General features: G+C 41.1%; 12 protein-coding genes and 1 pseudogene. 12 read left to right on the forward strand and 1 reads right to left on the reverse strand.

The features are described from left to right. The first annotated feature begins 209 nt into the window (after positions 1 to 209). The 12 genes and pseudogenes from ACYQ21_RS11920 to ACYQ21_RS11975 form a co-directional block, all read left to right on the forward strand. Positions 210 to 1,724: an ABC transporter ATP-binding protein gene (locus ACYQ21_RS11920; protein ID WP_460058638.1), complete on the forward strand. Its 1,515-nt coding sequence runs from the start codon at positions 210 to 212 to the stop codon at positions 1,722 to 1,724. Between the two features lie 2 nt (positions 1,725 to 1,726). Next, a complete protein-coding gene (locus ACYQ21_RS11925; RefSeq protein ID WP_460058639.1) occupies positions 1,727 to 2,803 on the forward strand; it encodes an ABC transporter permease in 1,077 nt (358 codons plus the stop codon). Then, positions 2,803 to 3,759 (forward strand): ABC transporter permease, encoded by a 957-nt coding sequence (locus tag ACYQ21_RS11930; protein WP_460058640.1) that lies wholly within the window; start codon positions 2,803 to 2,805, stop codon positions 3,757 to 3,759. Before ACYQ21_RS11925 ends, ACYQ21_RS11930 begins: the two co-directional genes overlap by 1 nt. Before the next feature lie 78 nt (positions 3,760 to 3,837). Beyond that, positions 3,838 to 4,689 (forward strand): DNA-processing protein DprA, encoded by an 852-nt coding sequence (gene dprA / locus ACYQ21_RS11935; RefSeq protein WP_460058641.1) that lies wholly within the window; start codon positions 3,838 to 3,840, stop codon positions 4,687 to 4,689. 134 nt (positions 4,690 to 4,823) lie between these two features. Further along, positions 4,824 to 6,077 (forward strand): phosphoribosylamine--glycine ligase, encoded by a 1,254-nt coding sequence (purD, locus tag ACYQ21_RS11940; RefSeq protein ID WP_460058649.1) that lies wholly within the window; start codon positions 4,824 to 4,826, stop codon positions 6,075 to 6,077. Next, entirely contained in the window at positions 6,070 to 6,564 is a 495-nt protein-coding gene (gene purE, locus ACYQ21_RS11945) for a 5-(carboxyamino)imidazole ribonucleotide mutase (protein ID WP_460058642.1), read from the forward strand. The genes purD and purE overlap by 8 nt, the downstream gene beginning before the upstream one ends. Next, complete coding sequence (purK, locus tag ACYQ21_RS11950) at positions 6,557 to 7,615, forward strand: 5-(carboxyamino)imidazole ribonucleotide synthase (RefSeq protein ID WP_460058643.1); 1,059 nt, start codon at positions 6,557 to 6,559, stop codon at positions 7,613 to 7,615. The genes purE and purK overlap by 8 nt, the downstream gene beginning before the upstream one ends. A gap of 29 nt (positions 7,616 to 7,644) precedes the next feature. Continuing rightward, positions 7,645 to 8,937 (forward strand): adenylosuccinate lyase, encoded by a 1,293-nt coding sequence (gene purB, locus ACYQ21_RS11955; RefSeq protein WP_460058644.1) that lies wholly within the window; start codon positions 7,645 to 7,647, stop codon positions 8,935 to 8,937. A 251-nt stretch (positions 8,938 to 9,188) separates the two neighbouring features. Then, positions 9,189 to 11,153: a KUP/HAK/KT family potassium transporter gene (locus tag ACYQ21_RS11960; RefSeq protein ID WP_460058645.1), complete on the forward strand. Its 1,965-nt coding sequence runs from the start codon at positions 9,189 to 9,191 to the stop codon at positions 11,151 to 11,153. Positions 11,154 to 11,247: 94 nt separating this feature from the next. Next, complete coding sequence (locus ACYQ21_RS11965; protein WP_460058646.1) at positions 11,248 to 11,880, forward strand: reverse transcriptase domain-containing protein; 633 nt, start codon at positions 11,248 to 11,250, stop codon at positions 11,878 to 11,880. A 14-nt stretch (positions 11,881 to 11,894) separates the two neighbouring features. Further along, positions 11,895 to 13,172 (forward strand): reverse transcriptase domain-containing protein, encoded by a 1,278-nt coding sequence (locus tag ACYQ21_RS11970; RefSeq protein WP_460058647.1) that lies wholly within the window; start codon positions 11,895 to 11,897, stop codon positions 13,170 to 13,172. A gap of 210 nt (positions 13,173 to 13,382) precedes the next feature. Then, a pseudogene (locus ACYQ21_RS11975) lies at positions 13,383 to 14,471 on the forward strand (helicase-related protein); the annotation flags it as partial. Positions 14,472 to 14,473: 2 nt separating this feature from the next. On the opposite strand, the gene ACYQ21_RS11980 reads toward ACYQ21_RS11975, so the two are convergent. After that, the coding region (locus ACYQ21_RS11980) for a hypothetical protein (RefSeq protein ID WP_460058648.1) at positions 14,474 to 14,806 on the reverse strand (333 nt) is incomplete at its 5' end.

The raw sequence follows: 14,806 nt of genomic DNA on the forward strand, positions 1-14,806 counted from the left end.
TAGAGGAGCTGAGACAATTCGCAAGAGGGGTGTGTATACAACAAAAATAATTGAGAACAAAACGCTCTAACTCCTTATATCACAAGGCGGAATAGTGTTTTTCTGATTTTTAACTGTCAAACTCGGGGAATTTTTTAAGTTTTTATGAAATCGTATACAGCAATATGATATAATGAAATGAATGGACAAAATATTAGAACGGAGTTTTGATGACAGCACAAAATGTGATAGAAATGCGCAAAGTCACTAAAATTTTTGGAGAATTTGTTGCGAATGATCAAATCGATTTGCAAGTTAGAAAAGGTGAAATTCACGCGCTCTTGGGTGAAAATGGTGCTGGCAAATCAACCTTGATGAACATGCTATCAGGCTTGCTTGAACCGACTTCAGGTGAGATTATGGTCAAGGGTGAAACGCAAAAAATAGATTCGCCGTCAAAAGCGAGTAAACTTGGGATTGGTATGGTGCATCAGCATTTCATGTTAGTGGATGCTTTTACAGTCACCGAAAATATTATTTTGGGCAATGAAACTGTCCATGGTGGTAAACTAGACATTAAAAAAGCTGAGAAAGAAATTCTCGAATTGTCTCAAAAATATGGTCTCGAGGTTAAACCTGATGCTCTAGTTAGAGATATCAATGTCGGTCAGCAACAGCGCGTCGAGATTTTGAAAACTCTCTATCGTGGTGCGGACATTCTCATTTTCGATGAGCCAACCGCTGTTTTAACACCTGCTGAAATTTTAGAGCTGTTAGACATCATGCGAAATCTTGTGAAGGAAGGGAAATCAATCATTTTGATTACCCACAAACTAGAAGAAATTCGTGCCGTAGCAGATCGCGTGACCGTGATTCGCCGTGGTAAATCGATTGAAACCGTTGAGGTCGAAGGTCGTAGCAGTAAAGAACTGGCTGAGATGATGGTCGGGCATAGCGTATCCTTCGTAACAGAGAAAAAAGCCGCAAATCCAGGTAAAGTCGTCCTCGACATCAAAGATTTGGTGGTTCATGAAAGTCGTGGCGCCCAAGCCGTTAAGTCGCTTTCTTTACAGGTCCATGCGGGTGAAATTGTCGGTATCGCCGGTATTGACGGTAATGGTCAAAGTGAGTTAGTCCGTGCGATTACAGGGTTACAGCATGTTGAAAGTGGCCAAATTGATGTCAAAGGTCAAAATGTTGCGAACTTCAGACCGCGTCAAATTACTGAAATGTCAGTTGCACACATTCCAGAAGACCGCCACCGTGATGGCTTGATTTTAGCTATGTCAGTTGCTGAAAATATCAGTTTACAAACCTATTATCAAGCACCATTGAGTCATCATGGTTTCTTGAATTATAAAGCAATTAACCGCCATGCGCGCGATTTAATGACAGAATTTGATGTTCGTGGTGCAAGTGAACTTGTACCAGCATCAGCGCTTTCTGGTGGGAATCAGCAGAAAGCGGTCATTGCACGGGAAATTGACCGCAATCCAGATTTATTGATTGTCAGTCAACCGACTCGTGGACTAGACGTTGGTGCGATTGAGTATATTCATAAGCGTTTGATTCAAGCTAGAGATGAAGGAAAAGCGGTCTTAGTTGTATCGTATGAACTCGATGAAATATTAAATGTCTCAGACCGGATTGCAGTTATTCATGATGGTCAAATTCAAGGGATTGTCAGACCTAAGGACACAACAAAACAAGAACTAGGTGTTCTGATGGTAGGAGGCAAAGGGTAAACATGAAAAATTTATCAATTCGAAAAGGTTTGATTCCAGTTATTGCAGTTGTTGCTGGTTTCTTGCTTGGTGCCATCATCATGCTAGTTTTCGGTTATAACCCAATCTGGGGTTACGAAGATTTGCTCAGTCAGGCTTTCGGCAATAGTAAATCAATCGGCGAAATCTTCCGAAGTATGGGACCACTGATTTTGACAGGCTTGTCTTTTGCTGTTGCCATGCGAGCTGGGATGATTAATATCGGAATGTCTGGTCAAGCCCTAGCAGGTTGGATTTCCTCTGTCTGGTTTGCGCTTAGTTTTCCAGATATGCCACGTGTTTTCATGATTCCTCTTGTCATTATTATTGGCGCTGCTTGGGGTGCAATTATGGCAGCTATTCCTGGGATTCTCAAAGCATTTTGGGGCACAAGTGAAGTTATTGTCACGATTATGATGAATTACATCATTTTACTGGTATCAACTTATCTCGTACATTATGGTTTTAATCAAAAATTGATGGCATCCAAAGATTCAACGATTCAAGTAGGCGCTAATGCGACGTTTAGAAACTCATTTTTAACATCGATTACCAATAATTCTCGACTCAATATCGGTATCTTTATTGCCATTATTGCGATTATTATTGTTGCAATTATTTTTAGACGGACTACCCTTGGTTTTGAAATTAGGGCGGTTGGTTTAAATCCCAATGCCTCTGAATCTTCTGGTATTTCATCTAAACGAACCATTATCATTTCGATGCTAATGGCAGGTGGTTTAGCTGGTTTAGGCGGTGTCGTTGAAGGTTTAGGAACATTCCAAAATTTCTTTGTCCAATATTCAAGTCTATCTATCGGGTTTGATGGCATGGCAGTCGCCTTATTAGGTGAAAATTCTCCTATCGGTATTTTATTAGCAGCTTTCTTATTCTCAATTTTGAAAGTTGGTGCACCAGGTATGAACGTTACCGGTATTCCAGCAGAAATTGTCAATGTTGTCATTGCAAGTATTATCTTCTTTGTGGGTATTAAGTTTGTTATCGAGAAAATTTTACCGCAATTACCTAAAAAAGTGGCTAAGAAAGAAGGTGAGAACTGATGACAATCACAACGATTTTTCAAATTTTAATCTCCTCTATGTTGATCTATGCGACACCTTTGATTTTTACCAGTTTAGGTGGTACCTTTTCTGAGCGTAGTGGGATTGTCAATGTCGGCCTTGAAGGGATTATGATTATGGGTGCCTTCTCATCTGTCGTTTTTAATCTGACTTTCGCAGAGACTTTTGGTAAAGCGACGCCTTGGATTGCGTTACTCTTTGCAGGTGTGATTGGTCTGATTTTCTCACTACTTCATGCAGTAGCAACCATTAACTTTCGGGCAGACCACATTATTTCAGGAACAGTGATTAACCTCATGGCACCAGCACTTGCTGTTTTCTTGGTCAAGGTATTTTATGGCAAAGGGCAAACAGATAATATTCAACAGAGCTTTGGTTATTGGGATTTTCCGCTATTGAACGAGATTCCGATTATTGGTAAAATCTTCTTTAAACAAACCTCTCTGATTGGTTATGTTGCCATTGTCGTGTCCTTTATCGCATGGTTTATCCTGTTTAAGACACGTTTTGGCTTGCGTCTGCGCTCAGTCGGTGAACATCCACAGGCAGCTGATACGCTTGGCATTAATGTCTATTTGATGCGTTATTCTGGCGTCATGATTTCGGGTGTCCTTGGTGGATTCGGTGGGGCAGTTTTTGCCCAACAAATCTCCGTAAACTTCAGTGGATCTACCATTGCTGGACAAGGTTTCATCGCCATGGCAGCTATGATTTTTGGTAAATGGAATCCAGTTGGTGCCATGCTTGCGAGTCTCTTTTTTGGACTATCACAAAGTCTTTCGGTTGTCGGCACGCAAATCCCAGTCATTTCAAGCATTCCAAGTGTTTATTTGCAAATTGCCCCTTATGTTCTGACGATTTTAGTCCTAGCTATCTTCCTAGGCAAATCGACAGGACCTAAGGCCAATGGTATCAATTATATAAAATCGAAATAAGTTGATAAAAGAGAGAGGATATAAAAGTTGCGAGCAATCGTAGCTTTTTTTCGTATAAGGTAGTGAAAGGATTATTTTATGACTAATTTCGATCTCTATCGTTTAAAAAAAGCTGGTATGTCAAATTTATTGATTCATCAGTTTTTAACTCTAGTTGCAGACTGTCAGGAAAAAAATCCCTTAGTCTGCTTACCTGCTTTTATCCGACAATCCAATATGAAACATCCAGCACTTTTCTGGGAAAAATTTCGGTCACTAGATTTGAAAGCACTCCGACAGGAATTTCTGAAATTTCCATCATTTTCGATTCAGGATAGTGTCTATCCTGAATATTTAAGAGAGATGTATAATCCACCCGTTTTACTGTTTTATCAAGGGGATTTAAGCCTACTCCATCAAGCCAAACTAGGGTTTGTAGGTAGTCGAGATTGCAGTCAACAAGGTGTTGCAAGCGTTCAAAAAATCATCAAGGAATTGGACAATCATTTTGTCATTGTTAGTGGTTTAGCCCGCGGTATTGATACTGCCAGTCATATCGCAGCACTAAAAAATGGTGGCAAGACAATCGCTGTGATTGGTACAGGTCTGGATGTCAACTATCCTCAAGAAAACTATCAGCTGCAAGCCTACATCGCTAAGCATCATTTAATTCTGACAGAATATGGCTCGGGTGAAAAGCCCTTGAAGTTTCATTTTCCTGAGCGTAACCGAATAATTGCAGGGTTATCTCGGGGAATATTGGTTGCAGAGGCTAAACGTCGATCAGGCAGTTTGATTACTTGTGAACGTGCCATGGAAGAGGGACGTGATGTCTTTGCCATTCCAGGCAATATCGTTGATCAGCTATCAGATGGCTGTCATCATCTGATTCAGGAAGGCGCCAAACTTGTTTGCCATGGCCGTGATATTTTAATGGAGTATGATAGCTAATCATCAGATGATAAAAAACCGAACGTTTTAAACGTATTTTCGGTTTTTTGTCTGGTATTTTACCTTATTTTGTGCATAATCATGATAGAATGAAACAAAATAATGTAAAAGAGAGCATGAAGAGGAAAACAATCTTGAAATTACTTGTTATTGGCTCAGGTGGGCGTGAGCATGCGATTGCTAAAAAATTACTAGATAGTCCTGAAGTGACAGCTGTTTACGCTGCACCAGGCAATGCTGGTATGCTCTTAGATGGGATTGAAACAATTGCTATCAACATTGACCAACATGCTGAATTGATTGACTTTGCTCAGTCAAACGACATCGCCTTTACTTTTGTAGGACCAGATGATGCCTTGGCGGCTGGCATTGTTGATGATTTTGAAACAGCAGGTTTATCTGTATTTGGACCGACCAAACGTGCAGCAGAACTAGAGTGGTCAAAAGATTTTGCCAAGCAAATCATGAATCAATATGGGGTGCCAACCGCTGACCACAAGACTTTTAGTGAGTTCAGTCAAGCGGCAGCTTATATTGAATCAAAAGGAGCGCCGATTGTTATTAAAGCTGATGGTTTAGCACTGGGTAAAGGTGTGGTTGTCGCTGAAACAGTCGCTCAAGCTTTAGATTTCACACGTGATGTTCTTGAAAATAATAAGTTTGGCAAGTCACGTGTCATTGTTGAAGAATTTCTTGATGGCGAAGAATTTTCACTCTTTGCTTTTGTCAAAAATGATAAATTCTATATGATGCCGACAGCGCAAGACCACAAACGTGCCTATGACCAAGATAAAGGTCCAAATACAGGTGGAATGGGTGCTTATTCGCCAGTACCTCACTTGCCACAGTCAGTTGTTGACACGGCTGTTGAGACGATTATCAAGCCCGTTGTCAACGGTATGATTACCGAGGGACGTCCTTACACTGGCATTTTGTATGCAGGTCTGATCTTGACAGCAGAGGGTCCTAAGGTCATTGAATTTAATGCACGCTTTGGCGACCCTGAGACACAAGTCATTTTGCCACGTCTAACGTCAGACTTTGCGGTCAATATGCGCGATTTACTTGCAGATAAAACCCCTAACTTCACTTGGGTCAATGGCGGTGTCACACTAGGCATCGTTGTTGCTTCGGAAGGTTACCCAGGGGATTATGCCAAAGGCCTTAAGATTCCTGAGAAAACGACGGGCGATATCACCACTTACTATGCAGGGGTAGCATCTGATACTCATGGTCAACTGGTAACAAATGGCGGACGTGTCTATCTCTTAGAAACATCAGCGGATACAGTGTCTGATGCCCAAGCGATTCTCTACAAAGCATTAGCTGCGCAAGAGACGACAGGACTTTTTTATAGAAACGATATTGGAGATAAAGCAAATGTTTAAACAACCTAAAATCGCCATCATTATGGGGAGTAAGTCTGATTGGCCAACCTTGAAAAAAGCAGCAGATGTGCTTGATTTATTTGGTGTCGCTTATGAAAAGAAAGTCGTTTCTGCCCATCGAACACCTGATTTGATGTTTGAGTTTGCGGAAACGGCACGTGAACGTGGCATCCAAATTATCATTGCAGGTGCTGGCGGTGCAGCACATTTACCGGGTATGGTCGCAGCTAAAACAACGCTACCAGTTATCGGTGTACCCGTTAAATCACGTGCCTTGAACGGCTTAGATTCACTTTTATCCATTGTTCAAATGCCGGGTGGTGTACCTGTTGCGACGATGTCAATCGGCGAGTCTGGCGCACAGAATGCTGGCTTATATGCCTTGCAAACTTTGTCAATTTCTGACGAGGATTTAGCTGATCGCTTGACTAAATTCCGAGAAGATCAAAAACAAGTTGTGATAGAAAGTAGTGACGAACTTGACTAAAGAGAAAACGATAGGAATTATCGGGGGCGGTCAACTCGGACAAATGATGGCTATATCTGCGATTTACATGGGACATAAGGTTATTACCCTTGATCCAGATCCGAATTGTCCAGCTTCTCAAGTAGCTGAACAAATTGTAGCCAAGTATGATGATACGGCTGCAATTGCAAAATTAGCCGCACGCGCTGATGTGCTGACCTATGAGTTTGAGAATGTATCAGCAGATGCTTTAGCACCTTACGAAGATAAAATACCCCAAGGTTTAGAGTTATTGCGCATTTCTCAAAATCGTATTTTTGAAAAAGAATTTTTGACAAATGCAGGTGTGAAAGTAGCACCATATACAGTCATTAAGACGTTAGAAGACTTGAATGATTTGGATTTATCTAAAAAGCACGTTGTCAAAACGGCAACAGGTGGTTATGATGGTCATGGTCAAGTTGTTGTTGAGAATGTTGTAGACTGGGAAGAAGCACGTGATCTTGCAGATCTTCAACCGTGTGTGAGTGAAGAATTTGTCAGTTTTTTAAAGGAAATTTCCGTCATTATTTCTGGTAATGGGACTGAATTTTCAGTCTTTCCAGTTTGTGAAAACTTGCATCGCAATAATATTTTAGATAAAACAATTATGCCTGCAAGAATTTCAAAGTATTTGGCAGAAGAAGCGAGAAGTATGGCGCTGAAAATTGCTCAGGCTTTGAAATTGTCAGGGACTTTATGTATTGAAATGTTTGTGACTAACCATGATATTTTGGTCAATGAAATTGCACCGCGGCCGCATAATTCAGGTCATGCGACGATTGAAGCGTGTGATTTTTCACAGTTTGATTTACATATTCGTGGTATTTTGGACCAACCATTACCAAAGGTAGTGTTGTTATCACCTGCTGTCATGCTGCAAGTTTTAGGTCAAGATTTATCTGCTGCCCAACATTTTGCGACAGAAAATCCGAGCGCACATTTGCATTTGTATGGTAAAATTGAAGCAAAGGAAAATCGCAAAATGGGTCATGTGACTGTTTTGACAGATGACTGCGCGATGAGTTTATAAGAGATTGTCATAGAAAAGGAACATAAATCATGTTAGAACGTTATTCCCGCCCTGAAATGTCAGCCATTTGGACTGAAGAAAATAAATATCAAGCTTGGCTTGAAGTTGAGATTTTAGCTGATGAAGCTTGGGCTGAACTCGGTGAAATTCCTAAAGAAGATGTCGCGAAGATTCGTGAAAAGGCAACATTTGATGTGGATCGGATTCTTGAGATTGAACAAGAAACACGTCATGATGTGGTCGCCTTTACACGTGCGGTCTCTGAGAGCTTAGGTGAAGAACGTAAGTGGGTACATTATGGTTTGACATCGACTGATGTCGTCGACACAGCTTACGGCTATCTTTTCAAGCAAGCCAATGATGTGTTGCGTGCTGACCTTGAGCGTTTTACAACAATTATTGCGGACAAAGCGCGCGAGCATAAATTTACCATCATGATGGGGCGGACGCATGGTGTTCATGCTGAGCCAACGACCTTTGGTTTGAAATTAGCAACTTGGTACTCTGAGATGAAACGTAATATCGAGCGTTTTGAGCATGCTGCGCGTGGCGTTGAAGCAGGTAAAATTTCAGGGGCTGTTGGTAACTTTGCTAATATTCCGCCATTCGTTGAGCGTTATGTCTGTGACAAACTTGGGATTACAGCCCAAGAAATTTCGACTCAAGTTTTACCACGTGATTTGCACGCAGAGTATTTTAGTACTTTAGCGATTATCGCATCATCTATTGAGCGTATGGCGACTGAAATTCGTGGTTTGCAAAAATCTGAGCAACGTGAAGTAGAGGAATTCTTTGCTAAAGGTCAAAAAGGCAGTTCAGCAATGCCTCACAAACGTAATCCAATTGGTTCTGAGAACATGACAGGGCTTGCGCGCGTGATTCGTGGGCATGCGGTAACTGCTTATGAAAATATTGCCTTATGGCATGAACGTGATATTTCACACAGTTCAGCTGAACGGATTATTACACCAGATACAACAATCTTGCTGAATTATATGTTAAACCGTTTTGGTAATATTGTGAAAAATCTGACTGTTTTCCCTGAAAATATGATTCGTAACATGAACAGCACATTTGGTTTGATTTACAGCCAACGTGTGATGTTGAAACTCATCGAAAAAGGGATGACACGTGAAACGGCGTATGATTTGGTTCAGCCAAAAACCGCTTATTCATGGGATAATCAAGTCGATTTCAAACCGCAACTTTTGTCTGACGAACAAGTCATGTCAGTCTTGACTGAGGCAGAAATTGATGACTTATTTGATCCAACTTATTATGCCAGTCGGGTGGACGAAGTCTTTGAGCGGATTGGTTTATAAAATAGTGTAAAATAATTTAATTTGGTTAGTGGTTTGTTCTTGACACCACCCCACTATCCTGTTAAAATGACTCTATTGACTTAAGGGAGTAGCAGGTCGTACACGACTGGATAAATCAACATATCTGTGGTAAGTTATTATCACTGGTTTATCCTTAAATGGCAAGACTTAGGTGTTCTATATTTCAACAGAAATGATCAGGACATTTAGGTTTTTTTTGCACCTAAAATTTCCGAGGAAGGTATTTTCAAATGAAGAAGTTAAATCAGAAGTGGTCAACAGCTGGCCTCTTGATTGCCATGGGGATTGTTTATGGAGACATCGGGACCAGTCCACTTTATGTCATGAAAGGCCTGATTGCCGGCAATAATGGTAAAATCAACGAGAACTTTCTAATCGGTAGTGTGTCCCTTATTTTTTGGACGATTACCTTACTGACAACCGTGAAATACGTCATGATTGCGCTCAACGCCGATAATAAAGGCGAAGGCGGTATTTTTTCACTTTACGCGCTTGTTCGACCTATGGGGAAATTTTTAATTATTCCAGCGATTATTGGGGGTGCGGCTTTACTTGCGGATGGTGTCTTAACGCCAGCGGTGACTGTCACCAGTGCCATAGAAGGCTTGCGGACACTGCCGATTTTTACTGAGATTTTTGGTTATTCACAGCAAGTGATTGTGATCATCACCTTAGCCATTCTTCTTATTCTCTTTAGTTTTCAACGCTTCGGGACGGATACAGTCGGTAAATTATTTGGTCCGATTATGTTTCTCTGGTTTACCTTCCTTTTGATTTCAGGGTTTGCTAACTTACTACAAGACTTGTCAGTACTGAGAGCCTTAAATCCAGTATATGGCGTCAAGCTATTATTTAGTCCTGACAATCACTTGGGCTTATTCATTCTAGGTAATGTTTTTCTTGCTACAACAGGAGCGGAAGCTCTGTATAGTGATTTAGGTCATGTGGGAAAATCCAATATTCATTTGAGCTGGCCTTATGTCAAAATCAGTCTGATTATCAATTACTTTGGTCAAGTTGCTTATCTCTTATCAACTGACATCCATCAGTTCAAAGAGATGAATCCATTTTTCCAAATGATTGCAGATCCATTGATGCCTTTGGCAGTGCTCTTTGCGACTTTGGCTGCGATTATTGCATCTCAGGCCTTAATCACGGGTTCTTTCACACTTGTCAGCGAAGCCATGCGCTTGAAAATTCTGCCACGCTTGCATGTCCTTTACCCTGGCAAGAGTCGCAATCAACAATATATTCCAGTTGTGAACTTCTTATTGTGGGTGACGACGTCTATCGTTGTTATTGTTTTCCAATCGTCTACTAAAATGGAGGCAGCATATGGCCTGTCGATCACAGTGACCATGCTTATGACCACTTTCTTGCTGCATTTTTATCTGAAAACGCGCGCCAAAGCCTTCTTTGCGATCGCAGTGCCGATTTTCTTTGCCGGCATCGAGATTGTCTTCTTGCTCTCAAGCTTGGATAAGTTCGTGCATGGCGGTTATGTCGCCGTTCTGATTGCGCTTGCCATCATCGTGATCATGTATATTTGGTACAAGGGCAGTCTGATTACAGACGGCTTGGTCGAGCATCTGCCGGTTAGAAATTACCTAGCGCAACTTGACCATTTGCGAAACGACCACTCACTCCCGATTTTGCAGACCAACGTCGTTTATTTGACCAAGTACATGGTGGATGATGAGATTGATGCGCCTATTTTATATTCTATTTTGGATAGGAATCCGAAACGTGCGCATGTCTATTGGTTTGTCAATGTTTCAGTCACAGACGAACCTTTCACCAAACAGTATGAAATCGACACCCTAGGAACGGATTACGTCGTGCTTGTGAAGTTGCACCTAGGCTTTAGAGTTAGTCAAGAAGTCAATGTTTATCTGCGTCAAATTGTAACAGAACTAATGGCAACGGGTGAAATTAAAAAGCAAGTACAGACTTACTCAGTCTCTGATCATCGAGAAGTTGGTGATTTCAGATTTATCTTGCTCAATGAAGAACTTTCTCATGCGGGTGAACTTTCAAACTGGTCACGTTTGATCATGCAAACTAAATTTGCCATTCGTCAAATTACGGTAACACCTGCTAGATGGTTCGGTTTGGAATTTAGTGAAGTCTTAGTTGAGCGAACACCACTCGTCATTGGTAAATATCGAACACCACAGTTAGAGAGAATTGATTGATGTTGAAAGAAAAACGTGCCAAGGGGAGGCAAGAGATTATCACGACATCTGAAATGGTGATGCGACCCATCAAACCTTGGAGGTGGTTTAGACCTTGACGATTCAACATAAAGGAACTGTTAAAAATGCAAGTCTGAGACATCTGGAGTACTACGGTCTCCAAGAGAAACTCAATACCTTGCATGAACAATCCAAAAATGGAGAAAGATTTCAAAATCTAATGGAGCTGATTACGTCGAAAGACAATATTATGCTCGCTTATCGCAATATCAAGTCCAACAAGGGCAGTCAAACGCCCTCGGTGGATAAACAAACGATAAAGGATATTGAACAACTATCACACGACCAATTTGTTAGTCAAATTCAGAAGGAGTTTCAACACTACAACCCACGCACAGTCAGGCGTAAAGAAATTCCCAAGCCCAACGGTAAACCCCGTCCGCTTGGTATTCCCTCAATCTGGGACAGAATGATACAACAATGTATTCTACAAGTCCTAGAGCCGATATGTGAGGCGAAGTTTATAAATGATAGCTACGGCTTTCGCCCCAACCGCTCTGCGGAACATGCGATTGCCAAAAGCGTAAAACATATAAACCAAAGCAAGCTACACTATGTCGTGGACGTTGACATCATGAGCTTCTTTGATGAAGTCAATCATGTGAAACTCATGCGCCAGCTCTGGACGCTTGGAATACAGGACAAACAGTTACTCGGAAAATACTGAAAGCCCCTATTCTCATGCCAGACAAGTCAACGCACTATCCTAGCAAAGGGACACCACAAGGCGGTATTTTAAGTCCATTACTTGCCAACGTCAACCTCAATGAGTTTGACCACTGGATAGAGAATCAATGGGCGACAAGAGACCTCCCGAACATCAAACCAATGTTCAGAAAGAGCATTAGGAATTACAGCAATGAATTGCGCTACTTGAGAAAGAATACAAAACTGAAACCAATGTATATCGTCAGATATGCGGACGACTTCAAGATATTCACAAATAACCGTTCCAACGCTGAAAAGATATTCAAGGCAACTTCTATGTGGCTGAATGAGCGACTTAAACTCCCAATCTCCCCCGAAAAGTCTAAAGTGACAAACCTGAAAAAGGAATATTCCGAATTTCTTGGTTTCAAACTCATAGCTCGAAAAAAGGGTAAAAAGAGAGTGGCAGAAACTCATATTGCGGACAAGGCTCTAAAAAGTCTGAAACAAAAACTAACAAATCAAGTCAAAACCATTCAAAAAACAGGCAACTCCATAGAGACTGTATATGGCATCAATAAGTACAACTCAATGGTCATTGGATTGCACAACTACTACGGTATAGCCAATCAGGTTAACCTTGACCTTAGTAGAATTGCACGAGAAATGGACATTGTCATGTATCACAGATTCCAGAAAGCTACGAAAAGAGGTAAAACTGACACAAACGGCAATACCCATCGTGGCGTTTATACAGGCAAGGATAAAGGCATTCTACAATATACCAAGCGAGGACTTAAGTCCATGAGGTACTATATGAAGCGCCCCGTCCTCCCCATCGGAGATGTTAAGGCACGAAACCCTATGCAAAAGAAAAGAGCGATTAACAAGTACACTGAAGAGGGGCAAAAGCTCATTCATAAAAAACTTGAGACTATCACGACAACTGAACTGGAAATTCTACGGACTATGCCACTCGGCACGGGACAAAGAGCCACAGTTGAGTTATATGATAATCGAATTGCACTATACGTTGCACAAAAGGGTAAATGCCCGATAAGCGGACAGGAAATCATCGGAAACATGCATGTTCATCACAAGAAATTGTGGTCAGAAACGCATGACGATTCTTATGGGAACTTGACCCTTATCACGGAGGAAGTTCATAAGTTGATACACGCCACCAAGGTTGAAACGATTGAGAAATATCTTAAACCGCTCGACCTTGACCAAGCGCATATCGAAAAACTGAACAAACTCAGAAAGTTGGTGGGCAATCCAACTCTAAAATCAATCACCCAGAATGGATAGTTAAACAATATCACCCCAACATTTGATTGTACTGTTATGAAACAGCGCTAGAAAAACATATTGGGATTAGAAATTAATAGGAAATAAACTGATAGAACGCCGTGTGCGGTGAAAGTCGCACGCACGGTGTGGAGCGGGGGAAAGCCAAAAGTAACCACTCATATGAGTAGGACTGGAGGTTACCTATCGCTATAAAAAGAACGCCTCTTTCAAGATGTTCGAGTCGGAAAAGTCAGGGTGTTGTTAGGCAGTACTCAAAAGCTAGGAACTGGCACAAACATACAAGATAAATTACTAGCAGTTCATCACTTAGATGTCCCTTGGCGCCCAAGTGATTTGGAGCAGCGCAATGGTCGAGTGATTCGTCAGGGCAATGAAAATTCGCATGTTCATGTCTTTAATTATGTGACAGAAGGCACGTTCGATGCATACAGATGGCAAGTTGTCGAAAATAAACTCAAATATATCACACAAGTCATGACCAGTAAATCTCCTGCACGAAGTATGGAAGATGTGGACGAGGCAGTGATTGATGCGAGTGAAGTTAAGGCGATTGCGACAGGCAATCCCCTTTTGAAAGAGCGTGCCATGCTTGAAAATGATGTCAATCGCTTGAAACTCTTAGCACAAAACTATGGCACAGAACAACGAGAATGGGAGAAAAAAGTCAGCACACTCCCCGAGAAAATAGTTGACATCCAAGAAGAATTAAAGGCTTGTGTTTCTGACCAAACGCTTATTTCACAACGTTTTTCAAGAGAAGATTTTATTATGAAAATTAGAGACCACACTTTTAATAATCGGGAGGAAGCAGGAACAAACTTATTGAAAGAAGCTAGAGAATATGCGAAAAGTTCAACAAGCTCAGAAACCAAAACGATCGGTGAGATTGCGGGGTTAAGTATCCAGTTGTGTGTCTCTACTCGGCAGCTAGAACCATTGGTGCAACTTATCGGAGAAGATGTTGCCTGTAAAGTCATCGACTTGAATTTTGATAGTCCAGCTGGGAGTATCGCTCGGATCGTCAATGAAGTCGTAAGTATCCAAGAAGGGAGGTATACGAAACAAAGAGAAAATCAATTAACAGAAGTTCAAGCAGAGCTTGTGTCTGCACAAGACAATCTAGGCAAGCCGTTTGAGCGAGCAGATGAACTTCATGAGAAAAGTCATCAACTCGGTAGATTAACCAAGGCTATCTCTCTTGATATGAGTTTGAGTGATTTGGAAAAACTTGAAAATGAAGTCGTAGAAGCACAAGAGCAAGATGAACGGAATCAAGAAGTTGTGCAAGAGATGTAAATTTACTTCAATTTATCGGTTAATTCTTGCCAGAGTTTCGCAAACTCACCTTCAGCATTGACATTTTCTAATAAGTAAGTATTCACAAAATTGATGACATCTTCTTGATTTCTGGCGTGCTTTCTAGCAAATGTTTGACTAGCAGTTCTAGCGCTGTTATAGGTACGTTGTTCAGGTGTTAATTTGTCACGGTATCGTTGACTGGCACGGCGTTGATTTTCAGATGTTTTAAATGATTTTTCCACGATTATCTTCCTTTGTTTGTTTTCTTTATTATAACCTAGATGATGTCTTTTTAAAACTCTTGAATAATAATGCTTGCTTATATATCTAAC

Source organism: Pseudolactococcus yaeyamensis (genome assembly GCF_054658615.1).